The sequence below is a fragment of the Bradyrhizobium sp. USDA 4486 genome, assembly GCF_054057995.1.
Genome location: NZ_JBSRZV010000001.1, coordinates 4,245,735 through 4,272,128, shown reverse-complemented (window position 1 = coordinate 4,272,128; position 26,394 = coordinate 4,245,735). Strand labels below are relative to the sequence as shown.

The window sequence follows — 26,394 nt, the reverse complement described above, 5'->3', positions numbered from 1 at the left end:
GCAGCGGGCCTAACCGCCGCTGTCCGCGGCCAAACCCAAAAACCGCCGGATCTCGCCCAGCACTTCCTGCGGTTTGTCATGCTGCAGCCAGTGCCCGGCGCCCGCTATCGTCTCAATGCGCGCCTGCGCGAAATAGCGCTCCAGACCTGCTCCCCTGGTGCCGGCGAGAAAGCTTTCGCCGGCATTGAGCAGCAGTGTCGGGCAGTTGATCCGCGACCACAGCGCGACGTGATCGTCCGGCCAGAGCCGGTGCGGCGCACTAGCGCGCTGATAGGGATCGAACTTCCAGCTGTAGGTGCCGTCCTCGTTCTGCCGCGCGCCGTGGGTGGCGAGATGCAGTGCGAGCTCGCGCGACAGCCGCTTGTTGTGCAGCACCATCTGCGCGGCCGCGTCTTCCAGGGTCGCATAGCGGCGCGGCGTGCGGTCGTGCAGTCGGTCGAGCTGGCTCACCCATTTGCCGATGCGCTCATGCACCGGTGGCTTCGGTGAATCCGGCAGCATGGTGATGCCGTCGAGCACGACGAGCTTGGTGACCAGCTCGGGAAACGATCCTGAAAAGATCAGGCTCACCATGCCGCCCATGGAATGGCCGACGAGAGTGACTTGAGGTGCGGCGATCGTCCGAACCAGCTGCGCGAGATCGTAGACATACTCCGTCAGCGCATAGCTGCCGCCACGCGTCCAGTCGGAATCGCCGTGGCCGCGCAGATCGGGCGCGATCACGTGAAAATGCGGCTGGAGCGATCGCGCGATGACGTCCCAACTGCGGCAATGATCGCGGCCGCCATGGACCAGGATGAGAGGCGGCGCGCCCGCGTTGCCCCAATCGGCATAATGCAGCCGCAGGCCGTGCGATTCATAGAAGCGGCTTTGCGGCGCGCTAGCCATTTGCCGGCCGCCGCGCCAGCGCGAGCGAGAGGCCGAGGCCGGCGATGAAAACGCCGGAGCCCTGCGTCAGGCGCCGCATCAGATGCGGCTGTCCGATCAGCTGCGTGCGCGTCGCCGAGGCCATCAGCACCACGACGACGTCGGCGAGCGTGTTCAGCGCCACTGAGATCGTACCCAGCATGATGAATTGCAGCGTCGGGCTCGATCCCACGGGGTCGAGGAATTGCGGAATGAAGGCGAGGAAGAACGCGGCGGTCTTGGGGTTCAGCGCCTCGACCAGCACGCCGTCGCGAAACGCGCGCTTGTCGCCGACGGCTTCGCTCTCCAGCGACATCGCGCGGCCGGCGCTGCGGAACGTCTTGATGCCGAGCCAGACCAGATAGAGCGCGCCGACGAATTTCACCGCGCCGAACAGCTCCGCGCTGGCGAGGATGATCGCGGAGATGCCGAGGCTGCCGGCGAGGACATGGACCATGCCGCCGAGCGCCGTGCCCGCGGTCGAGGCAAAGCCGCTGGCGCGCCCTTCCGACAAGGTGCGCGCCGCGACATAGAAAATGCCGGGGCCGGGAATTGCCGCAATGAGGAATGCTGCGGCCAGGAACAGCCAGAAATTGGTGTCGATCATCCTGTTTTCGTAGCGCAGCGCGCCACGATTGCAAGGCCTCTCGTTCAGCCCATCCGGCGGAAGATCGCGCTGGCATTGACCCCGCCGAAGCCAAATCCGTTCGAGATGGCGTGCCGCATCGGCATCTGCCGCGCGTTGCCTGAGACGATGTCGATGCCGTCGGCGCTCGCGTCGGGGTTTTCGAGATTGAGCGTCGGCGGCGCGATCTGGTCGCGCAATGCGAGGATGGTGAAGATCGCTTCCAGGCCGCCGGCCGCGCCGAGCAGATGACCGGTGGCCGATTTGGTCGCGCTGACGGCGATGTTTCGGTTGCGGCCGAACAGCGCGCCGATGGCGCCGAGTTCGCTCTCGTCGCCGGCGGGCGTCGAGGTCGCATGCGCGTTGAGGTGCTGCAGATCGCCGGGCTCCAGCCGCGCCTGCCGCAGCGCCAGCTCCATGGCGCGGCGGGCGCCGTCGCCGTCGGGCGGACCCGATGTCATGTGATAGGCATCCGCCGTCGTGCCGTAGCCGACGATCTCCGCGATCGGCGTCGCCCCGCGCGCCAGCGCATGCTCGAGATCCTCGATCACGAGGATGCCGGCGCCTTCGCCCATGACAAAGCCGTCGCGGTCGCGGTCGAACGGGCGCGAAGCGCGCGCGGGCTCGTCGTTGAAGCCGCTTGAGAGCGCGCGTGCGGCGGCAAAGCCGCCGAGGCTGACGATATCGATGCAGGCCTCCGCGCCGCCGCAGATCGCGACATCGGCTTCGCCCGCGCGGATCATGCGCGCGGCATCGCCGATCGCCTGCACGCCCGCGGCGCACGCGGTGACAGGCGTGCCCAGCGCACCCTTGTAGCCGTATTTGATCGAGACATGGCCGGCGGCGAGATTGGCGAGGAAGGAGGGGATCGTGAACGGCGACAGCCGCCGCGCGCCGCGCTGCTCGGTGATGCGCACGGCTTCCGCCATCGCTGGAAAGCCGCCGACGCCGGAGGCGATGATCGTCGCGGTCCGCTCCAGCGCGCTTGCATCCTGCGGCGTCCATTTGGCCTGCGTCACCGCTTCAGCGGTGGCGAGCAGCGCGAACAGGATGAAACGGTCCATCTTGCGCTGGTCTTTTGGCGCAGCGGCCTCTCCCGGATCGAATCCGCCGTCGGCATCATCGGCCTTGTCGGGCACGAGGCCGGCGATGCGTGCGGGCAATGATTGCGCCCATTCGGGCAGCGGTCGCAGTCCGCTCTGGCCGGCAAGCAGCCGGCGCCACGACAATTCGACACCGCAGCCGAGCGGCGACACCGCGCCCATGCCTGTCACGACGATACGACGCATGTCAGTCTCCAGCCGGCGCGACGGCCGGGTTCATGGCTTTGAGCGAAGCGAGCCGTGCGCGCATGCCGCGGCTGGCGCGGGGCCCCGGAATGGCGACCGTATTGGCGAGCGTGATCGGACGCATGTCGCTCGCATTGACGACGACCGGGTCGAGTGGACGGATGCCGTCCCGGCTCGCCAGCAGGATGGATTCGCCTTTCGGCGCGAGGTGCTTGTTGCCCCAGGCGAGCAGCGCGGCGACCACGGGAAAGAAGTCGCGCGCCTTGTCGGTCAGCACATATTCGTAGCGCGGCGGGCGTTCGTGATAGCGGCGGCGCGCGAACATGCCGCTCCTGGTGAGATGCGCAAGCCGCCGCGACAAGATGTTCGGCGCAATCCCGAGGCTCTGTTGGAATTCGTCGAACTTCGTCGCGCCCTGAAACGCATCCCGCAGGATCAGGATGCTCCACCACTCGCCAACCGTCTCCACGGCACGGCCGACCGGGCATTCCAGGATGGATGGGGATTTGGGTTGCATGGGCGAAAGGTAGGGAATTGACTTGCAAAATGCAAGTGACTGGGAAGCAACTGTCGTGCGGGTGGAGGGACGATGAAGAATTTGGAGTTAGTTCGCTGGTGAGATGGGATAGGAGAGCGATGCGTGTGTTGCCGCGGGCCCAAATGGTGAGATGTGCTGGACAACCGCTCTCGTGCCCCGGACGCAGCGCAGCGCTTCTTCAGCGGTGCTCTGCAGAGAGCCGGGCCTATGTTGCTGATCGCTCGGTGCTACGTGGGTCCCGGCTCAGCGCAGCAGCGTTTCACGCTGCAGCGCGTCCGGGACACGAGAGATGTGCTGTTGCGCCAAACTCCGTGCAGCTGTCGGTCGCCGTCCCCTGAGGTTGCAACACGAGCGACGCGGTCGCCGCGCTTGTCGAGCCTCGCGCCTAATGCGACCTTGCCAGACAGAACGCCACCACCTGCTCCAGCGCGCTCTTCATCGGCGAGGGCGGGAACAGCGCCAGGGCGTCCACGGCCATGGCGCCGTAATGCTGGGCGCGGCTCAGCGTGTCCTCGAGCGCGCGGTGCTTGTTCATCAGGCCGATGGCGTGGTCGAGATCGGCATCGCCGATCTCGCCGCGCTCGAGCGCGCGGATCCAGAAGCCGCGCTCGGTGTCGTTGCCGCGCCGGAAGGCGAGCACCACGGGCAGGGTGATCTTGCCCTCGCGGAAATCATCGCCGGTGTTCTTGCCGAGCTTCGCGCTCTTGCCGCCATAGTCGAGCACGTCGTCGACGAGCTGGAAGGCGATGCCAAGATTCATGCCGACGGAGCGGCAGGCGGTCTGCTCCGCCTTTGGGCGGTTGGCGATGACGGGCCCGACCTCGCAAGCGGCTGCGAACAATTCGGCGGTCTTGCCGCGGATCACTGCGAGATATTCATCCTCGGTGGTCGCGGTGTTCTTGGCGGCGGCAAGCTGCATCACCTCGCCTTCGGCGATGGTGGCGGCAGCCGCGGACAGGATGTCGAGCGCGCGGAGCGAGCCGACCTCGACCATCATGCGGAACGCCTGTCCGAGCAGGAAGTCGCCGACCAAGACGCTCGCCTCGTTGCCCCAGAGCATGCGCGCTGACAATTTGCCGCGGCGCATCTCGCTCTCGTCGACGACGTCGTCGTGGAGCAGGGTTGCGGTATGCATGAACTCGACGGACGCGGCGAGCTTGATATGGCCGTCGCCGGTGTAGCCGGCGAGGTTGGCCATGGCGAGCGTCAGCATCGGCCGCAGGCGCTTGCCGCCGGAGGAGATCAGGTGGTTGGCGACCTCGGGGATCATGGTTACGTCTGAGCCGGTCCGCGACAGGATCGTGGCGTTGACGCGTTCCATGTCGGGAGCGACAAGGGCAACCAGCTCTTCGATCGACGCGCCGGGAGTTTCGAAAGGTACGATGACGGCCACGCCGGTCTCCAATATTTGCCCCGGAGGGGCTATTCTGATGGAAAGACAATAGAAACTGGCAGCGGATGCGGCAAGGCCCGCGGAACCATTGACATTTGCCGCTTAAGCCCCTTTCAGGCAGGAGACCTGCGTTTTGCGTGAACTGGTTCGGACCAACGACATGGTGCTGGTGTCGGCGATCGGCGCGCTGCTCGACGGCGCCAATATCCATCATCTGGTGCTGGACCAGAACATGAGCATCATCGAGGGCTCGCTCGGCATTTTGCCGCGGCGGATCCTGGTCCATGAGGACGACGCCCAGGAGGCCCGGCAGATCCTGACCGAGGCGGGTCTCAGCCACGAACTGCGCGGCGATGAGTGAGGTTTTGGCAGACATCACCGAGGACGCCTTTCTCGGCGGGCAGTTGCTCCTGAAGCAGAAGCGCAGCGGACATCGCGCCGGCCATGACGCCATTTTGCTGGCGGCGGCGACCGAGGCGAAGGCGGGCGACCGCGTCGTCGATCTCGGCGCCGGCATCGGCGCGGCTGGGCTCGCGCTGGCGCGCCGCGTCGAGGGGATCAGGCTCAGCCTGGTCGAGATCGATCCGGAACTGGCGGAGCTGGCGCGCGCCAATGCGGCGGCAAACGTGATCGCTGCCGAGGCTATCGTGCTCGACGTCACCGCGGATGCGCAGACCTTCGCGGCAAATGACCTGCCGCCCGACAGTGTCGACGTGGTGCTGATGAATCCGCCCTTCAACGATCCTGCACGGCACCGCGTCTCGCCCGATCAGGCGCGCCAGATCGCGCATGTCGCGACCGACGAGACGCTGCATGCCTGGGTGCATGCAGCACGGCGCATCCTCCGATCGAATGGCGCGCTCACCTTGATCTGGCGTGCAGATGGAATCGGCGATGTCTTGGCAGCGCTGTCACGCGGCTTCGGGGGCCTCGCGATCCTGCCGATTCATGGCGAAGCGGGACGGCCCGCGATCCGCGTGCTGGTCCGCGCCGTCAAGGGCGGTCGGGCGCCGACGCGATTGCTGCCGGGCCTCGTGCTCAACGATGAGTCACGCGTGCCTAAAAAAGAGGTCAGCGATATTCTGGAGGGGAGGGCGGCCTTGCCGCTGGCGGAGCCGTGATCGCTTACTGGGGAAGCGACTCCGACTGCTGTTCTTGCGGGGACGTAAAGCGAATCGCCGTGAAAAGCGCACCGATCAGCATCAACAGCAGATAGATCTTCATGGCGTTTCCTCCGCTGCTTCATTGCAGCTTCCCTACGCGGATTCTGCAAAACACGTTCCAGGCACCTTCAATGACAGTCGCGTGATAAGAAATGGTTAAACAGAGGTAACGGCATGGCCGAACAATTGAACGATCGAGACAGTTCCGGCCTGGCCGACAAGCTCATGGAATATCTGCCGGCGCGCTTTCGCCCCGGCACGGCTGTGGTGCCGGTGGTGCGGCTCTCGGGCGTGATCGGCGCGGTGACGCCGTTGCGGCCGGGCATGACGCTCGCCGGGGTAGCGCGAATCCTGGAGCGGGCGTTTTCTTATCGGAACGCCAAGGCGGTGGCGCTGGTGATCAATTCGCCCGGCGGCTCGCCGGTGCAGTCGCGCCAGATCTACTTGCGCATCAAGCAGCTCGCGGCGGAGAAGAAGCTTAAGGTCCTGGTGTTCGTCGAGGACGTCGCGGCCTCCGGCGGCTACATGATCGCCTGCGCAGGCGACGAGATCATTTGCGATCCATCCTCCATCCTCGGCTCGATCGGCGTGGTCGGCGGCAGCTTCGGTTTCCAGGACGCGATCAAGCGACTCGGTATCGAGCGGCGGCTCTATACCGCCGGCGCGCACAAGGCGATGCTCGATCCCTTTCTGCCCGAGAATCCGGATGACGTCGCCAAGCTGAAGGCGATCCAGCGCGAGATCCACCAGATATTCATTTCGCTAGTGAAGGACAGCCGCGGCGTAAGGCTGAAGGGCAATGACGACACGCTCTTCACGGGAGAGTACTGGGCTGGCGAGAGCGCGATCGCGCTGGGGCTCGCCGATGGCATCGGTGATCTCCGCTCAACTCTTCGTGCCCGCTACGGCGACAAGGTTCTCACCCCCGTGATTGCCCAGCCGACCGGACTTCTCTCCGGCCTTTTTGGGCGGAAAGCGCCCGGCGCTGGGCAGCTTTTGGCCATGGAATCAATGGCCGGGCTGCCGGACGAGCTGATCTCGGCGGTCGAGACGCGAGCGATTTGGGCGAAATTCGGGTTCTAAGACGCGCCCTCCCGCGCCATTTGGTCCAAGGGGAATCGAAGCCGAGCCAATTGCGGCGTAGCCCCGACTGCGCGACAATGCATGTGGGGGCTGAGCACTAGACAAGGATCGACCGATGCCGCCGTTCGTCGCTTTCGCAGGCGTCCTGGGCGGGCTTGCCGTGGTCCGCTGGGCCTACAAGACCGCCGTCCGCATCAACCAGGAGCTGGAGGAAATGCGCCTGTCGCGCGTTGCTGAAGCCGCCCGCATGGGGGACATCCAGACGTTGAAGCGTGACCCCGTGACCGGAGCTTATAGGCCGGGTTAACCGCACTTTTCCATACGCACCGTCATTCCGGGGCGCCCGAAGGGCGAACCCGGAATCTCGAGATTCCGGGCTCGATGCTCTCGCATCGCCCCGGAATGACAGCCATTTCCGCCCCCTTCGCCTTGATTCCCATCCCCGCCGTCGATACGGTCCCGCGCGATTCAAACCCCCCGCGAGAGCCCGATCTGACGATGGACGCCTCATTGCCCGCCCATATGCGCCCGGAACGTTCGTTCCAGGGCTTCATCCTCGCGCTCCAGCGGTTCTGGGCTGAGCAGGGTTGCGTGATCCTGCAGCCCTACGACATGGAGATGGGCGCAGGCACCTTCCATCCGGCGACCACGCTCCGCGCGCTCGGGCCAAAGCCCTGGAACGCAGCCTATGTGCAGCCCTCGCGCCGCCCCAAGGACGGGCGTTACGGCGAGAATCCGAACCGGCTGCAGCACTACTACCAGTTCCAGGTGATCATGAAGCCGTCGCCGCCGAACCTTCAGGAGCTGTATCTGAAGTCGCTTGCCGCGATCGGCATCGATTCCGCCGTGCACGACATCCGCTTCGTCGAGGACGATTGGGAGAGCCCGACGCTCGGCGCCTGGGGCCTCGGCTGGGAGTGCTGGTGCGACGGCATGGAGGTGAGCCAGTTCACTTACTTCCAGCAGGTCGCCGGCTTCGAATGCGCCCCTGTCGCGGGCGAACTGACCTACGGGCTCGAGCGCCTCGCGATGTATGTGCAGGGCGTCGACCGCGTCTACGACCTCAACTTCAACGGTCGCGAGGGCGATCAGAAGGTCACCTATGGCGACGTCTTCCTGCAGGCCGAGCAGGAATATTCGCGGCACAATTTTGAAGTCGCCGACACCGCGATGCTGTTCGAGCAGTTCAAGATGGCCGAGGCGGCCTGCCGGAAATATCTCGACGCTGGCTGGCGCGAAGGAAGTAACAGCAAGCAGCACCTGATGGCACTGCCGGCCTATGACCAGTGCATCAAGGCAAGCCATGTCTTCAACCTGCTCGACGCGCGCGGCGTGATCTCGGTGACGGAGCGGCAGAGCTACATCTTGCGTGTGCGCGAATTGGCAAAAGCCTGCGGCGAGGCCTGGATCCACACTGAAGCGGGCGGAGTGGCCTGATGCCCGAACTTTTGCTTGAACTGTTCTCGGAAGAAATCCCCGCGCGCATGCAGGCCAAGGCGGCCGACGATCTGCGCCGCATGGTCACCGACAAGCTCGTCGCCGAGGGTCTCGTCTACGAAGGCGCGAAAGCCTTCGCGACGCCACGCCGCCTCGCGCTGACCGTGCACGGCATCCCCGCGCGCCAGCCTGATCTGAAGATCGAGCGTCGCGGCCCGAAGGTCGGCGCGCCCGATGCGGCCGTGCAGGGTTTCTTGAAAGCGACGGGTCTCAAATCGCTCGATGAAGCCAAGATCCAGCGCGACCCCAAGGGTGATTTCTACATCGGCTTGATCGAGAAGCCCGGACGCGATGCGATCGACGTGCTCGCGGAAATCCTGCCCGTGATCATCCGCACCTTCCCCTGGCCGAAATCGATGCGTTGGGGCGCGCGCTCGGGCAAGCCGGGCTCGCTGAGCTGGGTACGTCCGCTGCACGCGATCACCGCGACCTTCGGGCTCGAGACCGAAGAGCCCGATGTCGTGAAGTTCGAGGTGGATGGCATCGAGGCCGGCCAGACGACTTACGGCCACCGCTTCATGGCCCCTGGCGCGATCTCCGTGCGCCGCTTCGAGGACTACGAGGCCAAGCTGAAGGCGGCCAAGGTCATCCTCGATCCGCAGGCGCGCAAGGACATCATCTTCGCCGACGCCAAGGAGCTGACCTTCGCGCAGGGCTTTGAGCTGGTCGAGGATCAGGTGCTGCTCGACGAGGTCTCGGGCCTCGTCGAATGGCCCGTCGTCATGATGGGATCGTTCGAGGAAGAATATCTCGCGATCCCGGACGAAGTGATCCGCGCCACCATCCGCAACAACCAGAAGTGCTTCGTCGTCAAGGATCCCAAGACGGGCAAGCTGACCAACAAGTTCGTCCTCACCGCCAATATCGAGGCGGCCGACGGCGGCAAGGTCATCGTATCAGGCAATGAGCGCGTGATCCGTCCGCGCCTGTCGGATGCGAAGTTCTTCTATGAGACCGACCTGAAGACGAGGCTCGAGGACCGACTGCCGAAGTTCGAGCAGATCGTGTTCCACGAGAAGCTCGGCACCCAGGCCGCGCGCATCAAGCGCATCGAGCGGCTAGCGGCCGAGATCGCGCCGCTGGTCGGCGCGGATGTTGCGAAGGCCAAGCGCGCCGCGCATTTGGCGAAGGCCGACTTGCTCACGGAGGTTGTCGGCGAATTCCCGGAAGTTCAGGGCTTGATGGGCAAGTACTATGCGCTGGCCCAGGGCGAGGACGCGTCTGTCGCTGCGGCTTGCGAGGAGCACTACAAGCCGCAAGGGCCGGCGGATCGCGTCCCGATTGATCCGGTCAGTGTTGCGGTGGCGCTTGCCGACAAGCTCGATACGCTTGTTGGCTTCTGGGCCATCGACGAAAAGCCGACGGGATCGAAGGACCCCTATGCGCTGCGTCGTGCGGCGCTGGGTGTGATCCGATTGATCGCCGAGAATGCGCTACGTTTGTCGCTGATGAAGGTGGCGGCGTCCGCGCTCGCCGGCTTGTCGGTGCAGCCCGCGGACGCGCAGACGCTCCCGAGCGATCTGCTCGCCTTCTTCGCCGACCGCCTGAAAGTCCAGCTCCGCGAGCAGGGCGCTCGTTACGATCTCGTCGATGCCGTGTTCGCGCTTGGCGGCCAGGACGATCTGTTGATGATCGTCCGCCGCGTCGAGGCGCTCGGAAAATTCCTCGACAGCGACGACGGCAAGAACCTGCTCGCCGGCACCAAGCGCGCCAGCAACATTCTCGCGATCGAGGAGAAGAAGGACAAGCGCACCTTTGATGGCACGCCCGATGCTGCGCTCTACAGCCTCGCCGAGGAGAAGGCGCTGGCGAAAGCGATCGGCGAGGTGAAGGGGGAGGCAAGCGCCGCCGTCGCCAAGGAAGACTTTGCCGCCGCGATGAGCGCGATGGCGAAGCTGCGTCCGCCGGTCGATGCGTTCTTCGACAAGGTGCGCGTCAATGACGACGATGCGAAGGTGCGCGAGAACCGCCTGAAACTGCTCAACGAGATCCGCAGCGCCACGCGTGCGGTGGCGGATTTCTCGAAGATCCAGGATTGAGGCGCGGTCGCGCGACAAATACCACTGTCATTCCAGGGCGGTGGGCAGTACCGAACCCGGAATCTCGCAATTCCGGGTTCACGCTTCGCGCGCGCCCGAATGACGTCGCAAAAAAGCCCCGCCCGGCGGGGGGAGGACCGGGCAGGGCCTGATGTCCGATTTAATACTGCTCGCGCCAGCCTGATGTGACGCGCCGGACATCGAGTTGATCGACAGCGCTTTCGCGCGAAGCGGAGACCGGTTCGCGTGAAGAACAACGCGTCCAGACACCAGCCTAGTCCAGCACCTCGACGATGCGGCGCGAACGCGGCTCGACCAACACGGTCTCGCCGTTCACGACGGTGTAGCGATAGGTGGTGGCGCCGAAACGTTGCGGCACGTCATAATAGGTGATGCCGGTCTCCGGTAAGGTGGCGCCGACCACCACGCGATCCGGGATACGGAAGGCCGGCACACGTTGTTCGACGACATATTCGCGGAAGGCCGGTCGCTGTTCGACCGCGATGGTTGGGCCAGAATCGACTACGACAGGCGCGCGTCCGATCGTGACCCCGCTTTGCGCTTGCGCCGCCAAGGGCGAGCCGATCGCGGCCGCAAGCGCTGCAAGAGCAAGAATCCTGTTCCGCATGGAAAACTCCTTCGACGTGATCCTTTGGGAAGCGCGAGTAGCGCAACCGGTTGCCAATGCGTGCCTCTTCGCAATGTTCCGGGGAAAGCCCTGCCGCATCAGCGGCAATTTCGGGCAGTTTTCGTGAGTGGCGGGAACCGGCCTGGCGCTTGCGCGTCTCTACTCGCGGAACCAGGGCCGCTATGATCCGCCCGCGATTCGCCTCACCTCATGGAAAGATAGTTCATGCACATCACCGTCGCCCACATTTCGCCGATCCTGTCGTTGATTGCGGGCGTGCTCATCCTCATCATGCCGCGGCTGCTCAACCTGATCGTCGCGATCTTCCTCATCATCAATGGCGCGATCGGGCTTGGGCTCCTGAAGTGGCTTCACCTCTAGGGGTTCACTTTCCGGAACAGTCCGACTTGCGCGGGCCCGCCCAAAATGGTGTAAGGCCCGCGATTTCCCCTCCCTCTCGCAGGTTGTGTGCAAGCCATGGCCAAAGCCGCCTCGAAGCCCAATAAAACTTCAGCGAAATCAAAGTCTTCCGCTGCCGCGAAAGCCGCGCCGCCAGCCCGCAAGGCACTGGCCAAGAGCGCCCCGAAGTCGGTTGCTAAGCCTGCAGCCAAGCCCGCAGCCAAGTCGGCTGCGAAACCCGCTGCCAAAGCTGCAAAGGCTGCGACCAAGCCGGCTGCGCCGAAGACGGCTGCCCCGGCCAAGGCTGCCCCCGCCAAGGCTGCCCCCGACAAGGCTGCCCCCGCCAGGGCTGCGCCGGCTGCGGTCAAGGCCGGCAAATGGGTGTTCACCTTCGGTGACGGCAAGGCCGAGGGCCGCTCGGAGATGCGCGACCTGCTCGGCGGCAAGGGCGCCAACCTCGCCGAGATGGCCAATCTCGGCCTGCCGGTGCCTCCCGGCTTCACCATTCCGACCTCGGTCTGCACCTATTTCTACGAGCACGGCAAGACGTACCCGAAGGAGCTGAGGCCGCAGGTTGAGAAGGCGCTGGACTATGTCGGCAAGTTGACTGGCAAGGTGTTCGGCGACACCAAGAACCCGCTGCTCGTCTCCGTGCGCTCCGGCGCGCGCGCCTCGATGCCGGGTATGATGGACACCGTGCTCAATCTCGGCCTCAACGACGAGACCGTCGAAGCTCTGGCCGCGCTCTCGGGCGACCGCCGCTTCGCCTATGACAGCTATCGCCGCTTCATCACCATGTATTCCGACGTGGTGCTCGGCTTCGAGCATCATCACTTCGAGGAGATCCTCGACACCTTCAAGGACAGCCAGGGCTATTCGCTCGACACAGACCTGTCGGCCGAGGACTGGGTCGAGCTGGTCGGCAAGTACAAGGACGCCGTTGCGCGCGAGACCGGCAAGGAGTTTCCGCAGGATCCGCACGATCAGCTCTGGGGCGCGATCGGCGCGGTGTTCTCATCCTGGATGAACGCGCGCGCGGTGACCTACCGCAAGCTGCACGACATTCCGGAATCCTGGGGCACCGCGGTCAACGTGCAGGCCATGGTGTTCGGCAACATGGGCGAGACCTCGGCGACCGGCGTTGCGTTCACGCGCAATCCCTCGACCGGCGAGAGCAAGCTCTACGGCGAGTTCCTGATCAACGCGCAAGGCGAGGACGTGGTGGCGGGCATCCGCACGCCGCAGGACATCACCGAGGACGCTCGGAAAGAGTCGGGCTCCGACAAGGCGTCGATGGAATCGGCGATGCCGGAAGCCTTCAAGGAGCTGACGCGGATCTACACGCTGCTCGAGAAGCATTACCGCGACATGCAGGACATGGAGTTCACGGTCGAGCAGGGCAAGCTGTGGATGCTGCAAACCCGCGGCGGCAAGCGCACCGCGAAGGCGGCGCTGCGCATCGCGGTCGAGCTCGCCAATGAAGGCCTGATCTCGAAGAAGGAAGCGGTGACGCGGATCGATCCCGCCTCGCTCGACCAGCTCCTGCATCCGACGATCGATCCCAACGCCAAGCGCGACGTGATCGCGACCGGCCTGCCGGCTTCGCCAGGCGCGGCCTCAGGCGAGATCGTGTTCTCCTCGGACGAAGCCGCCAAGCTGCAGGGCGACGGACGCAAGGTGATCCTGGTCCGCATCGAGACCAGCCCCGAAGACATCCACGGCATGCACGCGGCCGAAGGCATCCTGACCACCCGCGGCGGCATGACCTCGCACGCGGCGGTGGTCGCGCGCGGCATGGGCAAGCCCTGCGTCTCCGGCTGCGGCACCATCCGGGTCGACTACGGCCGCGGCACCATGAGCATCGGCTCGCGCACCTTCAAGACCGGGGACGTCATCACCATCGACGGCTCGCTCGGCCAGGTGCTGGCCGGCCGCATGCCGATGATCGAACCGGAGCTGTCCGGCGAGTTCGGCACGCTGATGAACTGGGCCGACCAGGTCCGCAAGATCGGCGTGCGCGTCAATGCCGACACGCCGGAGGATGCGCGCACCGCGATCAAGTTCGGCGCCGAAGGCATCGGCCTCTGCCGCACCGAGCACATGTTCTTCGAGGAGACGCGCATCCGCACCGTGCGCGAGATGATCCTCGCCGAGGACGAGCAGGCGCGCCGCGCGGCTCTCGCTAAGCTGCTGCCGATGCAGCGCGCAGACTTTGTCGAGCTGTTCGAGATCATGAAGGGCCTGCCCGTCACGATCCGGCTGCTCGACCCGCCGCTGCACGAGTTCCTGCCGCACACCCATGCCGAGGTCGAGGAAGTGGCGCGAGCCATGAACACCGATCCGCGGCGCCTCGCCGATCGCGCACGCGAGCTCTCGGAGTTCAATCCGATGCTCGGCTTCCGCGGCTGCCGCATCGCGATCGCCTATCCTGAAATCGCCGAGATGCAGGCGCGCGCGATCTTCGAGGCGGCGGTCGAGGCGCAGAAGCGCACCGGCAAGGCCGTCGGCCTCGAGGTGATGGTGCCGCTGATCGCGACCAAGGCCGAGCTCGATCTGGTCAAGGCGCGCATCGATGCCACCGCGCAGTCGGTGATGCGCGACGCCAACACCAAGCTCGCCTATCAGGTCGGCACCATGATCGAGCTGCCGCGCGCCTGCCTGCTCGCGGCCGAGATCGCGCAGTCGGCCGAGTTCTTCTCGTTCGGCACCAACGATCTCACGCAGACGACCTACGGCATCAGCCGCGACGACGCGGCGAGCTTCCTCGGTCCCTACGTGGCGAAGGGTATCCTCTCGGTCGATCCCTTCATCGCGCTCGATCAAGAAGGTGTCGGCGAGCTCGTCAAGATCGGCGTCGCGCGGGGCCGCAAGACGCGTGCCTCGCTCAAGGTCGGCATCTGCGGCGAGCACGGCGGCGATCCCGCCTCGGTCGCCTTCTGCCACAATATCGGCCTCGACTACGTCTCCTGCTCGCCCTATCGCGTGCCGATCGCACGGCTTGCCGCAGCGCAGGCCGCGCTCGGCAAGGCGATCGCGAGCCAGGCGTAAGCGCGAAGCGCACGATTGGACTGAGAGAGGCGGGGTTTGGCTCCGCCTCTTTTCATTTTGCGCGCCGCTGCATCCATACTGTCATTGCGAGCGCAGCGAAGCAATCCAGACTGTCTCTGCGGCAAGACTCTGGATTGCTTCGCTGCGCTCGCAATGACCAGTTTGTGGGATGCACTTGCCGCTCACTCGCTGTCATCGCCCGGCTTGACCGGGCGATCCAGTACGCCGAGATAGCAGTGATAGAAGCGATAGGCCGCGGCGTACTGGATGCCCCGCCTTCGCGGAGCATGACACTCGTTGCGGAGAAGCATCTCGTGCTTATGCCGGGAACTCATCACGCGTCCCGAAATGAGACGCGCGCGCAAGAGTTCCTTCACCATTCGCATTGACCGATTGTTTACCGCTTCAAATGAGGCGGCATTTACCACGCAGGCAATCGCTCCGTGAAAACACCTGTGTTCGCTTGAGTGTGCCGCGCGCGCAACGCCGATTAACGCCCCGGCAACCTAAATTAGATACTTACGAAAAAGATCGAATTGCACGGACGTACTGAGTTCGATCGAAACGGGCGTAAGCGTTGCGTGAGCGTATCGATGTCAGTGTTGCGTAACCATCCGAAGGGCGCGCGGTTCGCGTCCTTCGGCATCGGTCTCTGCATCTTTGCATTGATGCCGAGAGAGACCGGGTATCAGGACATTGCCTCTCTGCTGGCCCGCCAGCCCGGCGTCGCCGAGCGTTGGCAGAAGCAGGTGTTTTCCGCGGCGTCCTCGATCCAGCTCGCGACCTACAGCTTCTCCCGCCCGATTGGTACGTCTGCGCCGCAGAGCGCGATGATTCGGCTCGCGAGCCTCGATGCTCGCGACGTCACCGGCGCGATCAGCCGCAATCCGGTGCTGCAGGCGCCGCCGCGCTACCAGGCCGCCGATTTTCCCAAGGTCGATCGCTCGCTGAAGGGTGATCGTCTCGCAACCGTTGCGCCAACGCAGGCGCCTGAGACGACGGCTCCGGCCGCGGCACCCGCGCAGGAAGATCCTGCGACCTCGAACAGCTCGGTGTTCGGCGCGAAGACCGCTACCTTGCCGCAAGCGATGTCGCAACCAATGTCGCCCGAGTCCGCAGCCGCGCTCGATCCCGAGCTCGCCGAAGCGCTGCGCGCGCCGCCGCTGCCGCAATATGCCAATCCGCCAAAGGCCAGCGACCTCGCCCGCTCGTTCCCGGTGCAGCCGCTGGAAGCGCTGAAGCAGGAGACGCTTCCGACGGCACCGCCGCGCGATCCGTTCAGTGTCAAGACCGCGAACCTGTTCTTCGGCAGCTCCTCCCTCGGCGGCAATCTCGAGAGCATCGAGAGTTGGCAGCCCGGTGCCGAGCCGATGATCGTGATGCCCGATCCCGACATGAAGGTGACGGCCTCGCTGACGCCGCCGACCGAAGAGATCGCCAGGGGATATCGAGAGCGGCGAGAGCGTCGCGGCGAAAGGCGAGGTCAACGTCGACAACCAGCGCGCCAGGTCTCCGGCGGAGCGGCTCGCGCTCGACGACAAGTCGCGCGCGAAATCAGAAAAATGTCTCGCCGAAGCGATCTACTTCGAATCCCGCGGCGAAGCCGTGCGCGGCCAGATGGCGGTCGCGCAGGTGGTGATGAACCGCGTGTTCTCCGGCAAATATCCCGATACCGTGTGCGGCGTGGTCTACCAGAACAAGTATCGCCACTTCGCCTGTCAGTTCACCTTCGCCTGCGACAACAATCCCGACGTGATCCGCGAGCCCGAGATGTGGGAGCGCGCCAAGAAGATCTCGAAGGCGATGCTCGACGGCCAGATCTGGCTGCCCGAGGTCGGCAAATCCACCCATTACCACGCCTATTGGGTGCGCCCGTCCTGGGTCGCTGAGATGAAGAAGATGTACAGGACCGGCGTGCACACCTTCTACCGCCCCCGCGCCTGGGGCGATGGCAGCGAGGAACCGAGCTGGGGCACGCCGGCGCAGACAGCCGCGCTGTCGGCCGAGCTCGCGCAGGAAGCCAAGAGCTCTGCCGAGATGGGCGCGAGCGAGCGGAGGTAGCATCTCGACTGCGTCATGGCCGGGGCTTGTCCCGGCCATCCACGTTCTTGGACTAGCGCAAGAAGCGCGTGGATGCCCGGGACAAGCCCGGGCATGACGATCTCGTGCAAGCCGCGCCCCTCACGCCTCGATATCAAGCGCGCAGTCGAAATTCGGCGCCGAATGCGTCAGCGCGCCGGCTGAGGCGTAATCGACGCCGGTCGCGGCAATCGCGGCGATCGAGTCCAGCGTGACGCCGCCGGAGGCCTCCAATTCGAGGCGGCCCTCCGTCATCCGCACCGCCTCGCGCAAGGTTGCAAGGTCCATGTTGTCGAGCAGCACGGCGTCGGCAAGGCCCGTATCGAGCACCTCGCGCAGCTGCGCCAGCGTATCGACCTCGATCTCGATCTTGACGAGATGGCCGGCATGGGCACGGGCGCGCTCCAGCACCGGGCGGATGCCACCTGCGACCGCGACGTGGTTGTCCTTGATCAGAATCGCATCGTCGAGCCCGAAACGGTGGTTGAAGCCGCCGCCGCAGCGTACCGCGTACTTCTCCAGCGCCCGCAATCCCGGTGTGGTCTTCCGCGTGCAGCAGATCCGCATCTTCGTGCCCTCGGTGCGCGCGACATAGTCGGCCGTGAGCGTTGCAACACCCGATAGCCGGCCGACGAAGTTTAGCGCGGTCCGCTCCGCCGTCAGAATGGCGCGCGCCGGGCCCGAGATCGTCAGCACATGCTGGCCGCGGGCAACGCGGGCAGCGTCGCGGATATGCGCGCGCACCTCGACGTCGGACGAGAGCTTTTGCAGCGTCGCCAGCGCCAACGGCAATCCGGCCATCACGCCGGACTGGCGCGCGACCAGGATGGCCTGCGCTCTGGTCGCCTCGGGAATCGTTGCGAGCGAGGTGATGTCGCCGGCGCGGCCGAGGTCTTCCGCCAGCGCGCGCTGCACGGCCTCGTCGATGGCGAGGGGCGAAACGAAGGCATCGGGATAGAGCAGGGAGGTCGGGGTCATATCGAGTTTCCTTCAGGCGATCATGGGTTGAGCGGTGCGCGGCAGCGGACGCTCGCTTAGGCTGTCCGCGACTTCGCGCGCAGCGGTGAGCGTGGTCATCGTCCGCTGCGCCAGCTCTGGGACATCGGCCGGATGGTCGGAACGGAAATGCGCGCCGCGGCTCTCGCGCCGGCTCAAGGCGGCGGTTGCGACGAGAAGGGCCGTGGTTGCCATGTTGCGGACGGTGATGCTCGTCGCCTCGCGCTCCAGTGCAGCAAAGCTGCGCGCGGCCTGTGCAAGCCCGTCACCATCGCGGATCACGCCGACATGCGCACTCATCATCGCCCGCAGCCGCGCCACGTTCGCTGCATCCGGAGCGCCGCTGCGCTGTATCACCAGCGCATCCGGGAGCGGGGCCGGCGACGGGATCGCACGGCCGGCGATGTCGTCGGCGATGCGCGCGGCATAGACCACGGCCTCCAGCAGCGAATTGGAGGCGAGACGGTTGGCGCCATGCGCGCCGGTGGACGACACCTCGCCGCCGGCCCAGAGTCCGTCGATCGAGCTGCGGCCGCGTGCATCCACCGCGATGCCGCCCATGTGATAGTGCGCGGCTGGCGCGATCGGGATGGCTTGCGTCGCGGGATCGATGCCGGCGGCGATGCAGCTTGCATGCACGGTCGGAAACTTTTCCGCGAAGCGCACGCCCAGCGCCGCCCGCGCGTCGAGGAGGGCGCCGCGTCCGGTCGCGATCTCCGCGAATACGCCCCGGGCGACGATGTCGCGCGGCGCGAGCTCGGCGAGCGGATGGCGCGCAAGCATAAAGCGCTCGCCATGGCGGTTGATGAGTATCGCGCCTTCGCCGCGCAGCGCTTCGGTCGCGAGCGGCGCGGGATCGCGCCCGACCATAATGGCGGTCGGGTGGAACTGCACGAATTCGGGGTCGGCGATGACCGCGCCGGCGCGCGCGGCGATCGCAAGGCCGGAGCCGCTGGCCTCAATCGGATTGGTGGTGACGGCATAGAGGTGGCCGATGCCCCCGGTCGCAAGCACGATCGCACGCGAGGCCAGCATAACCGGCCGCGCGGCTGGATTGGCTGCCTCGCGCAATTGAAGACCGGTGACCGCGCCGTCCTCAGTCAACAGCGCTTCGGCGACAAAACCTTCGATCAGCCGGATCGAGGGCGTGCGGCGCACGGCCTCGGTCAACGCCGCGATGATCGCCGCGCCTGCTCCGTCGCCGCGCACATGCACGATGCGCCGCGCCGAATGCGCAGCTTCCCGACCGACGGCGAGCCGGCCCTCGAGGTCGCGATCGAACGGCACGCCATAGGCGAGCAGATCGTCGATCCGCGGCGCCGCCTCGCGCGCGATGCCGAGTGCGACGGCTTCGTCGACGATACCGCCGCCAACGGCAATGGTGTCAGCAGCATGCGCTTCGGGTGTATCGCCCTCGGCCACCGCCGCGGCGATACCGCCTTGCGCCCATGCGGAGGATGCGCCTTGGCCAAGCGGCGCGGCCGAGATCAGTGTCACCGGCCGCGGCGCGAGCTTGAGTGCGCAGAACAATCCGGCGAGGCCGCCGCCGACGATGACGACGTCGTCAGTGGTGCGGGTGAGATTGTGGATGTTTGTCATGATAGTTCCTCTTGCTCCGCTGCCGTCCCTGCGAAAGCAGCGACCCATACGCCGTGGCGGAAGTTGTTGCGCGAAGTTCTGCAATGCCGTTCTTCGCCAAATATCTTCCGGTGGTTATGGGTCCCGGATCGGCGCTCCGCTCCCGACCACGCTGCGCGTTGTCTGGAGTTTCGCTTATCCGGGACGACAGCTGTGTCGTTGCTGCGCTTCGCTCTCAATTCTTCAGATTAATCATCCGCTCGACCGATCGCCTTGCGCGCGCCGCAAGCGCCGGCTCGATCGTGACTTCCTCGCGCAGCGTCAGCAGGCTGTCCAAAATGTTGGCGAGCGTGATGCGCTTCATGTGCGGGCAGAGATTGCAGGGGCGCAGCATCTCCACGTCGGGCAGCTCGGCGCGCACATTGTCGGCCATCGAGCATTCCGTGATCATCACCAGCCGCCGTGGCCGCTTCGCGCGCACCCAGTTGATCATATGCGCGGTCGAGCCGGTGAAGTCGGCTTCGGCCAGCACGTCCGGCGGGCATTCGGGATGCGCGATGATCTGGACCGACGGGTCGGCGTCGCGAAACGCGCGCAGCTCTTCGCCCGTAAAGCGCTCATGCACCTCGCAGGCGCCCTTCCAGGCGATGATCTTGACGTCGGTCTTCGAGGCCACGTAGCTGGCGAGATAGCGGTCGGGCAGGAAGATCACGGTCGGCGAGTTCAGGCTCTCCACCACCTGCACCGCATTCGATGAGGTGCAGCAGATATCGACCTCGGCCTTCACCTCCGCCGACGTGTTGACGTAGGCGACGACGGGCACGCCGGGGAATTTTTCGCGCAGCAGCCGCACGTCGGCGCCGGTGATGCTGGCGGCGAGCGAGCAGCCGGCGCGCCAATCCGGGATCAGCACCGTCTTCTCCGGGTTGAGCAGCTTCGACGTCTCCGCCATGAAGTGCACGCCGCACTGGACGATGATGTCCGCCTTCACCTTGGTGGCTTCGACCGCGAGCTGGAGCGAGTCGCCGCCGATGTCGGCGACGCAGTGGAAGATCTCCGGCGCCTGGTAGTTGTGCGCGAGGATCACCGCGCCGCGCGCCTGTTTCAGCTCGTTGATCGCGTGAATCCTGGGCGCCATCAGCGGCCACTCGATCGGCGGGATCACGTGCTTCACGCGCTCATAGAGCGGCGCGGTGGCGCGCTCGACCTCGTCAGTCCATTCCAGCGAGGGCATCGGCAGCGCAGGTCCCGTGCGCGCCGGCGCAGCCCGCGGGGAGGTTGTGGCTTGGCCCTGCGGCCGGCTTGCAAAGTCTTCGGGCCCGTAAAGTCCAGTGATCGGCATGGAAGCCTCCCGTGTGTCGGTTGTGCTCGATGTGAGTATATATTCGGCCTGAGAAATCCGGCCGCGAGGGCCGGTGGCGTATCGTCAGAGCTTCGATATACTCATTATGAGTAAATCGAAGATAGCAGGTCGTCCGGGACGCCGCTAGGGCCAGCCGCACACATTCTCGTCAAGTCACTCTCCGGCGAGGCCGCAAGGAAACGCAATGCTCCCGCAGCAGCCCTTCGTGGAACGCAATCGTTTTTGACTTGGGATTTTCATGCATCTGCATTAAACGCGGTATCGCGGCTGCCTATTCCGGATCCGCCAATGACGATGAGGAACACGATGTCGACGCAGATAGGCGAACTCGGTCCGGTCTCACGTTCTTCCTCCTGGCGCACGCCGGCGATCATCATTCTCTGCGGCTGCGCCATCGGCATGCTCGGCTTCGGTCCGCGCTCGGCGCTGGGCTTCTTCGTGCAGCCGATGAGCCACGAATTCGCTTGGGGCCGTGACGTGTTCGGCCTCGCGATCGCCGTGCAGAACCTGTTGTGGGGATTGGGCCAGCCCTTCGCTGGCGCGGTCGCCGACCGGTTCGGCCTGTTCCGCGTGATGTGCGTCGGCGCGCTGCTCTATGCCGGCGGCCTCCTGCTGATGCGCTACTCCTCGACGCCCTTGTCGCTCAACATCGGCGCAGGCGTCATGATCGGCTTCGGTCTTGCCGGCTGTTCGTTCAACCTGGTGCTGTCGGCGTTCACAAGACTGCTGCCGGCGGAAAAGCGCGGCCTTGCGCTCGGCGCCGGCACCGCGGCGGGCTCGTTCGGCCAGTTCCTGTTCGCACCCATTGGTGTGGCGCTGATCGACAATTTCGGCTGGCAGCAGGCGCTCTCCGTATTCGGCTTCCTGATGCTGCTGATCATCCCGCTGTCGCTGGCGCTGTCGACACCACCGGTCGCGAGCACGGCAAATGCGGCGCCCGCCGATGAGCAGACCTTCACGAGGGCGCTCGCCGAAGCGTTTGGTCATCGTTCCTATGTGCTGCTGGTGCTCGGCTTCTTCACCTGCGGCTTCCAGCTCGCCTTCATCACGGTGCATCTGCCGGCGTTCCTGGTCGATCGCGGCATCTCGGCACAAACCGGCGGCTGGGTGATCGCGGCGATCGGCCTGTTCAACATCATGGGATCGCTCGGCGTCGGCTATCTCCAGAATTCGCTGCCCAAGCGCTACATCCTCTCGACCATCTACTTCACCCGCGCGCTTGCGACGCTCGCATTCATCTCGTTCCCGATCACGCCGTTCTCGGCGATCGCGTTCGGCGCCATCTCCGGCCTGACCTGGCTGTCGACGGTGCCGCCGACCTCGGCGCTGGTGGCGCTGATGTTCGGCACGCGCTGGCTTGCCACGCTCTATGGCTTCGCCTTCGTCAGCCATCAGGTCGGCGGCTTTCTCGGCGTCTGGCTTGGCGGCATCGTGTTCGAGAAGTTCGGTTCCTACACGCCGATCTGGTGGCTCTCGATCCTGTTCGGCGTGCTCTCGGCGCTGATCAATCTTCCGATCGTGGAGAAACCGGTTCAGCGAGTGGTTGCGCAGCCTGCCTGATCGGCTAAACATCCCCGGCAAACAAGTCAGGGAGTGCAGCCGTGGCCACATTCAAGGCGATCCGGATCGACAAGACGGACAAGGGCACCACCGCGCAGCTCGCGCAGTTCGACGAAGCCGAGCTGATGGAGGGCAATGTCAGCGTCCGCGTGGAATGGTCGACGCTGAACTACAAGGACGGCCTCGCGCTCACCGGCAAGGCGCCGGTGGTACGCCGCTTCCCGATGATCGCCGGCATCGACTTCGCCGGCACGGTGGAAGCCTCCTCGCATCCGCAATGGAAGGCGGGTGACAAGGTCGTCTGCACCGGCTGGGGCATGGGCGAGACCCATCTCGGCGCCTATGCCGAGAAGGCGCGGGTGAAGGGGCGACTGGCTGGTCGCGTTGCCGCAAGGGCTTTCGGCGCGCGACGCCATGGCGATCGGCACCGCCGGCTTCACCGCGATGCTCTCGGTGCTGGCGCTGGAGAAGCACGGCATCTCGCCGAAGAGCGGCCCCGTGGTGGTGACGGGCGCCGCCGGCGGTGTCGGCTCGGTCGCAACCGCCGTGCTGTCGAAGCTCGGCTATCACGTCATCGCCTCGACCGGCCGCGCCTCCGAGGCGGACTATCTGAAAGAGATCGGCGCCGCCGAGGTGATCGATCGCAATGAGCTGTCGGCGGCGGCCAAGCCGCTGGCCAAGGAGCGCTGGGCGGGCGGCGTCGACAGCGTCGGATCGACCACGCTCGCGAATCTTCTGTCGATGACGAAATACGGCGGGGCGATCGCGGCCTGCGGCCTGGCGGGCGGTATGGACCTGCCGTCTTCCGTCGCACCCTTCATTTTGCGCGGAGTGTGCCTTCTCGGCATCGATTCCGTGATGTGCCCGATCGAGCCACGCAAGGCCGCCTGGCAACGTCTGGCCTCGGACCTGGACCGGATGAAACTCTCTGAAATAACTCAGGAAATTTCGCTCGACCAAGTTCCGGAATGGGGCGCGAAAATCCTCGCGGGCCAGGTCCGCGGTCGAGTCGTGGTAAAAATTCTCTAACGGCGTTCAGACTTTACCAACCAAGCTGCTTCAATGTTGCCTTGGTTAGTATGGTAAGCAGCGGGTAAAGAGATAAAGGCATCGCCCGCTGCGGGGGTTGGTTCGGAGTAGAGCATGCTTGCGCGTATTGTGTTGGGGGCTGTCACGGCGGCAGCGACGTTTGCGCCGGCCATTGCTGGAAGCATGAATGCCGATGAGGCGCGCCGCTTCGTCGCCGGCAAGGTGTTCGCTTTCACCTGTTTCGACGGCACCCGCGGCGCAGGCCGCATCCTCGATGACCTCGGTGCCGCCGGCGCGGTGCAGTTCTCGGGCTCGGGCCCGGTGCGGCATCTTCGCCTGCCCGGCAACACGCTCCAGATTCGCGGCCAGAACGTCTGCGCCTCGATCAAGGGCATTCCGTTCGAGCCCTGTTTCAACCTGGAGAAGACCGACGAGCGCAGCTTCCGCGGCTCGGTGTCAGGCATGGGCTTCGCCTATTGCGACTTCCATCATCAGGGCGGCAATCAGATGCTGATGGCCCGCGCCACGGCGCGTCCGCGCTCGCTGCGCTCGTCCGAGCACACCAGATCGATCGGCGCCTCCAACACCGAGGTCGCCGCGCGGGTGGAGACGCCGCGTGTGGAGAGCAGCCGGCTCGAGCCCGTGAAGGCCGAGCCCGCCAGGAACGACGCCCCGCTGGAGCTGCGCCGCTCGACCCAGTGAGCCGGCCGCGGCATCCACCGCGTACGCTCGAAGAGCCCCACCGAGCACGAAGCCGCTGCGCCGTAATCATACGGACGGCGGCTTTCATGCGTTGGTAGCTAGTCGCCCCCAAGTTTGCGCAGGGCCGGGGGAGCGCAAGGGTTCTACGATGTCGCTGTATTTCTTTCGCATCAGCACCGGCCGCTATTCCGGGGCCGCCGACCAGCCGTACGAGTTCGAGGACCGGGCGGCCGCCTGGACCGAGATGACCGAGGTGTGCGCCAATCTGCTCGGCGGCATCGCGCGTGGCCTGAAGCCGAATGCCGAGTGGCGCATGGAGCTGCTTGACGAGAACAAGAAGCCGGTCTTCCGCGTCAGTCTGGTCGGCGAGACGATCTGCTGACGGCCGCGAATCGGCGACACTCGTTAATGGCCACAAGGCATGCAAATTCGCGAAGTGCAGATTCGCTGCACGCGAAAAGTGCGCAAATCCGGCGGGTTGAGCGGCTTTTTCGGTATTTCTACCTAGGCCACGCTGCGCTCACTTAACGTTAATGAGGAACCTCTCGGCTAGCTTTTCATGACTGTTCACGCGCGTCCGCGCGGCCATGCGTAGCCGGGATATCTCGATGTCGTTCATTCAAAATCTGCGAATTGGCACCAAGCTCGCCGTCACCTCCGTGCTGACGATCGGGCTCGTCGCGCTGATGATCTTCCTTCAGATGAGCGGCGGCGCCGAGGTCCAGAAGCTTGGCATGAGCGCGGCGGGGCAGCAGGCGATCGCGCAGAATGCTGCCGAAGCGAAGGCCTCGGTCCGCGGCATGCAGATCGGCATTCGCGACATCCTGAGCTCATCCTCGCCGGTCGAGATGCAGAAGGCGGTCGGTTATTTTAACGACCGCCAGACGGCGGCCCAGAAATTCGCCGGTGAAATGGCGAAGCTTTCGCGCTCCCCCGAGAACCGCCAGCGGATCGATCGCTTGACCGTGCTGATCGGCGATTTCGGCAAAGGCGCGCAGCAGATCGAAGCCATCCGCAAGCAGGAGCTCGCGTTCGAGGGAAAGAAGGACGGCGAGGCGGCGGCGCAACACGCAAAGCTCGCGGCCGAGATCGATCGCGTTCGCAAGGGGACGCTGGCGCCGATCAACGAAGAGATTTCGGAGCTGTCCAACAAGATCACCGAATTCGCCAAGCAGAGAAGTGTCGAGACCCGCGCCGAGGCCGAAGCGGAGGCCGCGTCGGTCGCACGGACGTCGCTCGTCGTCGGCGTGCTGGTCGCGCTGGTTCTCGTCGGCGCATGCATCTTCTCCGTCTTCAGCATTGCGCGGCCCATGCGTGCGCTGACGCTCGCGATGGAGAAGCTTGCAGGCGGCGATTTCTCCGTGGTGCTACCGGGCCTCGGCCGCAAGGACGAGGTCGGCGAGGTCGCCGGTGCGGTCGAGAAATTCAAGATCGTGTCCGAGCAGAAGGCGCATGCGGAAGCCGAAGCCAAGATGCGGCAGGATCAGATCGCAGCCGAGCAGCGTAAAGCGGAGATGCGCAGGCTCGCCGACAGTTTCGAAGGCGCCGTCGGCGAAATCGTCGGCACGGTGTCGTCGGCCTCGACCGAGCTCGAAGCGTCCGCCACGACGCTGACCTCGACCGCAGAGCGTACGCAACGCTTGACCACTGTGGTCGCGGCCGCTTCGGAGGAAGCCTCCACCAACGTGCAGTCGGTGGCCTCCGCCACAGAAGAGCTGTCGTCCTCGATCACCGAGATCAGCCGCCAAGTGCAGGAATCGGCACGCGTCGCGAGCGAAGCCGTCGGCCAGGCCCGCACCACCACCGAACGCGTCAGCGAACTGTCCAAGGCGGCGACGCGGATCGGCGACGTGGTCGAGCTGATCAACACCATCGCGGGCCAGACCAATCTCCTGGCGCTCAATGCCACGATCGAGGCGGCACGCGCCGGCGAGGCCGGCAAGGGGTTTGCGGTCGTCGCCTCCGAGGTCAAGGCGCTCGCCGAGCAGACGGCGAAGGCGACCGGCGAGATCGGCCAGCAGATATCCGGAATCCAGGCCGCGACACAGGAATCGGTTGGCGCCATCAAGGACATCAGCGATACCATCGAGAAGCTGTCCGAGATCTCCTCGACCATCGCAGCAGCGGTGGAAGAGCAGGGCGCCGCGACGCAGGAAATCTCCCGCAACGTGCAGCAGGCCGCGCAGGGCACGCACCAGGTCTCGTCCAACATCACCGACGTACGGCGCGGCGCAAGCGAGACCGGATCGGCTTCCTCGCAGGTGCTGTCTGCCGCGCAGATGCTGTCGGGCGACAGCAACCGTCTCAAGCTCGAGGTCGGCAGATTTCTCGAGACAGTGCGCGCGGCCTGACGGCGCATGGTGATCAGCGCGGCCGGCTTTCGCGTTAAGCGATGCCTGTCGCGCTGCAATGCATGGTTGCAATGAAAATAGCGGCGGTCATCCTTGCTTCGATAGTTTCACGTAGGTTCCTGTTAACG

The 26,394-nt window shown here is 65.4% G+C and carries 22 protein-coding genes and 2 pseudogenes; 14 read left to right on the top strand and 10 right to left on the bottom strand.

What is annotated here, in order from left to right; genetic code table 11:
- Positions 1 to 9: 9 nt before the first annotated feature.
- The 5 genes from ACVWY3_RS20770 to ACVWY3_RS20750 all read right to left on the bottom strand — a co-directional run bounded on the left by ACVWY3_RS20770 (position 10) and on the right by ACVWY3_RS20750 (position 4,751).
- Entirely contained in the window at positions 10 to 888 is an 879-nt protein-coding gene (locus tag ACVWY3_RS20770) for an alpha/beta fold hydrolase (RefSeq protein WP_456840138.1), read from the bottom strand.
- Positions 881 to 1,513 (bottom strand): LysE family translocator, encoded by a 633-nt coding sequence (locus ACVWY3_RS20765; RefSeq protein WP_456840137.1) that lies wholly within the window; start codon positions 1,511 to 1,513, stop codon positions 881 to 883. Before ACVWY3_RS20765 ends, ACVWY3_RS20770 begins: the two co-directional genes overlap by 8 nt.
- A 44-nt stretch (positions 1,514 to 1,557) precedes the next feature.
- A complete protein-coding gene (fabF, locus tag ACVWY3_RS20760) occupies positions 1,558 to 2,820 on the bottom strand; it encodes a beta-ketoacyl-ACP synthase II (RefSeq protein WP_456840136.1) in 1,263 nt (420 codons plus the stop codon).
- 1 nt (position 2,821) lies between these two features.
- Positions 2,822 to 3,337: a winged helix-turn-helix transcriptional regulator gene (locus ACVWY3_RS20755; RefSeq protein WP_456840135.1), complete on the bottom strand. Its 516-nt coding sequence runs from the start codon at positions 3,335 to 3,337 to the stop codon at positions 2,822 to 2,824.
- Between the two features lie 406 nt (positions 3,338 to 3,743).
- Positions 3,744 to 4,751 (bottom strand): polyprenyl synthetase family protein, encoded by a 1,008-nt coding sequence (locus ACVWY3_RS20750; RefSeq protein WP_456840134.1) that lies wholly within the window; start codon positions 4,749 to 4,751, stop codon positions 3,744 to 3,746.
- Positions 4,752 to 4,884: 133 nt separating this feature from the next.
- On the opposite strand from ACVWY3_RS20750, the gene ACVWY3_RS20745 reads away from it, so the two are divergent.
- From ACVWY3_RS20745 to glyS, 6 genes are all read left to right on the top strand, one after another.
- A complete protein-coding gene (locus ACVWY3_RS20745) occupies positions 4,885 to 5,112 on the top strand; it encodes a putative signal transducing protein (RefSeq protein WP_456840133.1) in 228 nt (75 codons plus the stop codon).
- Complete coding sequence (locus tag ACVWY3_RS20740; protein WP_456840132.1) at positions 5,105 to 5,872, top strand: tRNA1(Val) (adenine(37)-N6)-methyltransferase; 768 nt, start codon at positions 5,105 to 5,107, stop codon at positions 5,870 to 5,872. Before ACVWY3_RS20745 ends, ACVWY3_RS20740 begins: the two co-directional genes overlap by 8 nt.
- Before the next feature lie 216 nt (positions 5,873 to 6,088).
- A complete protein-coding gene (locus ACVWY3_RS20735) occupies positions 6,089 to 6,997 on the top strand; it encodes a S49 family peptidase (protein WP_456840131.1) in 909 nt (302 codons plus the stop codon).
- A 115-nt stretch (positions 6,998 to 7,112) separates the two neighbouring features.
- Complete coding sequence (locus tag ACVWY3_RS20730; RefSeq protein WP_028178670.1) at positions 7,113 to 7,304, top strand: hypothetical protein; 192 nt, start codon at positions 7,113 to 7,115, stop codon at positions 7,302 to 7,304.
- 191 nt (positions 7,305 to 7,495) lie between these two features.
- Positions 7,496 to 8,434, top strand: coding sequence for a glycine--tRNA ligase subunit alpha (locus ACVWY3_RS20725; protein WP_456840130.1), 939 nt, complete (start codon positions 7,496 to 7,498; stop codon positions 8,432 to 8,434).
- A complete protein-coding gene (gene glyS / locus ACVWY3_RS20720; protein WP_456840129.1) occupies positions 8,434 to 10,533 on the top strand; it encodes a glycine--tRNA ligase subunit beta in 2,100 nt (699 codons plus the stop codon). Before ACVWY3_RS20725 ends, glyS begins: the two co-directional genes overlap by 1 nt.
- Positions 10,534 to 10,807: 274 nt before the next feature.
- Here glyS and ACVWY3_RS20715 read toward each other — a convergent pair whose 3' ends face one another.
- The gene (locus tag ACVWY3_RS20715; protein ID WP_456840128.1) at positions 10,808 to 11,161 is read right to left on the bottom strand and encodes a DUF1236 domain-containing protein; all 354 of its coding nucleotides are present in this window, start codon (positions 11,159 to 11,161) and stop codon (positions 10,808 to 10,810) included.
- 225 nt (positions 11,162 to 11,386) lie between these two features.
- On the opposite strand from ACVWY3_RS20715, the gene ACVWY3_RS20710 reads away from it, so the two are divergent.
- On the top strand, positions 11,387 to 11,542 hold the full coding sequence (locus tag ACVWY3_RS20710; protein ID WP_074077234.1) for a DUF3096 domain-containing protein: 156 nt from the start codon (positions 11,387 to 11,389) through the stop codon (positions 11,540 to 11,542).
- A gap of 96 nt (positions 11,543 to 11,638) precedes the next feature.
- Positions 11,639 to 14,608 (top strand): pyruvate, phosphate dikinase, encoded by a 2,970-nt coding sequence (gene ppdK, locus ACVWY3_RS20705; RefSeq protein ID WP_456840127.1) that lies wholly within the window; start codon positions 11,639 to 11,641, stop codon positions 14,606 to 14,608.
- A gap of 182 nt (positions 14,609 to 14,790) precedes the next feature.
- On the opposite strand, the gene ACVWY3_RS20700 is transcribed toward ppdK, so the two are convergent.
- On the bottom strand, positions 14,791 to 14,943 hold the full coding sequence (locus ACVWY3_RS20700) for a hypothetical protein (RefSeq protein WP_456840126.1): 153 nt from the start codon (positions 14,941 to 14,943) through the stop codon (positions 14,791 to 14,793).
- A 258-nt stretch (positions 14,944 to 15,201) separates the two neighbouring features.
- Between ACVWY3_RS20700 and ACVWY3_RS20695 the strand changes: the two are divergent.
- Positions 15,202 to 16,669: pseudogene (locus tag ACVWY3_RS20695) on the top strand (cell wall hydrolase).
- Between the two features lie 120 nt (positions 16,670 to 16,789).
- On the opposite strand, the gene nadC reads toward ACVWY3_RS20695, so the two are convergent.
- The 3 genes from nadC to nadA form a co-directional block, all read right to left on the bottom strand.
- Entirely contained in the window at positions 16,790 to 17,665 is an 876-nt protein-coding gene (gene nadC, locus ACVWY3_RS20690; RefSeq protein ID WP_456840125.1) for a carboxylating nicotinate-nucleotide diphosphorylase, read from the bottom strand.
- A 12-nt stretch (positions 17,666 to 17,677) separates the two neighbouring features.
- A complete protein-coding gene (locus tag ACVWY3_RS20685; protein WP_456840124.1) occupies positions 17,678 to 19,282 on the bottom strand; it encodes an L-aspartate oxidase in 1,605 nt (534 codons plus the stop codon).
- A 214-nt stretch (positions 19,283 to 19,496) separates the two neighbouring features.
- Positions 19,497 to 20,603 carry a quinolinate synthase NadA gene (gene nadA / locus ACVWY3_RS20680; protein WP_456840123.1) on the bottom strand — a complete coding sequence of 369 codons (1,107 nt, stop codon included), beginning with the start codon at positions 20,601 to 20,603 and terminating at the stop codon, positions 19,497 to 19,499.
- Positions 20,604 to 20,930: 327 nt separating this feature from the next.
- On the opposite strand from nadA, the gene ACVWY3_RS20675 reads away from it, so the two are divergent.
- The 5 genes and pseudogenes from ACVWY3_RS20675 to ACVWY3_RS20655 all read left to right on the top strand — a co-directional run bounded on the left by ACVWY3_RS20675 (position 20,931) and on the right by ACVWY3_RS20655 (position 26,266).
- On the top strand, positions 20,931 to 22,184 hold the full coding sequence (locus ACVWY3_RS20675; protein WP_456840122.1) for an MFS transporter: 1,254 nt from the start codon (positions 20,931 to 20,933) through the stop codon (positions 22,182 to 22,184).
- Between the two features lie 41 nt (positions 22,185 to 22,225).
- Positions 22,226 to 23,213, top strand: a pseudogene (acuI, locus tag ACVWY3_RS20670) (acrylyl-CoA reductase (NADPH)).
- A 114-nt stretch (positions 23,214 to 23,327) separates the two neighbouring features.
- Entirely contained in the window at positions 23,328 to 23,915 is a 588-nt protein-coding gene (locus ACVWY3_RS20665; RefSeq protein WP_456840121.1) for a hypothetical protein, read from the top strand.
- Between the two features lie 148 nt (positions 23,916 to 24,063).
- Positions 24,064 to 24,297: a DUF6894 family protein gene (locus tag ACVWY3_RS20660; protein WP_456840120.1), complete on the top strand. Its 234-nt coding sequence runs from the start codon at positions 24,064 to 24,066 to the stop codon at positions 24,295 to 24,297.
- Between the two features lie 226 nt (positions 24,298 to 24,523).
- Positions 24,524 to 26,266 carry a methyl-accepting chemotaxis protein gene (locus tag ACVWY3_RS20655; protein ID WP_456840119.1) on the top strand — a complete coding sequence of 581 codons (1,743 nt, stop codon included), beginning with the start codon at positions 24,524 to 24,526 and terminating at the stop codon, positions 26,264 to 26,266.
- Positions 26,267 to 26,394 lie beyond the last annotated feature (128 nt).

Bases quoted from the DNA above. Each gene is read 5' to 3' on its own strand.
- ACVWY3_RS20770 (WP_456840138.1), bottom strand. From the start codon at position 888: ATGGCTAGCGCGCCGCAAAGCCGCTTCTATGAATCGCACGGCCTGCGG.
- ACVWY3_RS20765 (WP_456840137.1), bottom strand. From the start codon at position 1,513: ATGATCGACACCAATTTCTGGCTGTTCCTGGCCGCAGCATTCCTCATT.
- fabF (WP_456840136.1), bottom strand. From the start codon at position 2,820: ATGCGTCGTATCGTCGTGACAGGCATGGGCGCGGTGTCGCCGCTCGGC.
- ACVWY3_RS20755 (WP_456840135.1), bottom strand. From the start codon at position 3,337: ATGCAACCCAAATCCCCATCCATCCTGGAATGCCCGGTCGGCCGTGCC.
- ACVWY3_RS20740 (WP_456840132.1), top strand. From the start codon at position 5,105: ATGAGTGAGGTTTTGGCAGACATCACCGAGGACGCCTTTCTCGGCGGG.
- ACVWY3_RS20735 (WP_456840131.1), top strand. From the start codon at position 6,089: ATGGCCGAACAATTGAACGATCGAGACAGTTCCGGCCTGGCCGACAAG.
- ACVWY3_RS20730 (WP_028178670.1), top strand. From the start codon at position 7,113: ATGCCGCCGTTCGTCGCTTTCGCAGGCGTCCTGGGCGGGCTTGCCGTG.
- ACVWY3_RS20725 (WP_456840130.1), top strand. From the start codon at position 7,496: ATGGACGCCTCATTGCCCGCCCATATGCGCCCGGAACGTTCGTTCCAG.
- glyS (WP_456840129.1), top strand. From the start codon at position 8,434: ATGCCCGAACTTTTGCTTGAACTGTTCTCGGAAGAAATCCCCGCGCGC.
- ACVWY3_RS20715 (WP_456840128.1), bottom strand. From the start codon at position 11,161: ATGCGGAACAGGATTCTTGCTCTTGCAGCGCTTGCGGCCGCGATCGGC.
- ACVWY3_RS20710 (WP_074077234.1), top strand. From the start codon at position 11,387: ATGCACATCACCGTCGCCCACATTTCGCCGATCCTGTCGTTGATTGCG.
- ppdK (WP_456840127.1), top strand. From the start codon at position 11,639: ATGGCCAAAGCCGCCTCGAAGCCCAATAAAACTTCAGCGAAATCAAAG.
- ACVWY3_RS20700 (WP_456840126.1), bottom strand. From the start codon at position 14,943: ATGAGTTCCCGGCATAAGCACGAGATGCTTCTCCGCAACGAGTGTCAT.
- nadC (WP_456840125.1), bottom strand. From the start codon at position 17,665: ATGACCCCGACCTCCCTGCTCTATCCCGATGCCTTCGTTTCGCCCCTC.
- ACVWY3_RS20685 (WP_456840124.1), bottom strand. From the start codon at position 19,282: ATGACAAACATCCACAATCTCACCCGCACCACTGACGACGTCGTCATC.
- nadA (WP_456840123.1), bottom strand. From the start codon at position 20,603: ATGCCGATCACTGGACTTTACGGGCCCGAAGACTTTGCAAGCCGGCCG.
- ACVWY3_RS20675 (WP_456840122.1), top strand. From the start codon at position 20,931: ATGTCGACGCAGATAGGCGAACTCGGTCCGGTCTCACGTTCTTCCTCC.
- ACVWY3_RS20665 (WP_456840121.1), top strand. From the start codon at position 23,328: ATGCTTGCGCGTATTGTGTTGGGGGCTGTCACGGCGGCAGCGACGTTT.
- ACVWY3_RS20660 (WP_456840120.1), top strand. From the start codon at position 24,064: ATGTCGCTGTATTTCTTTCGCATCAGCACCGGCCGCTATTCCGGGGCC.
- ACVWY3_RS20655 (WP_456840119.1), top strand. From the start codon at position 24,524: ATGTCGTTCATTCAAAATCTGCGAATTGGCACCAAGCTCGCCGTCACC.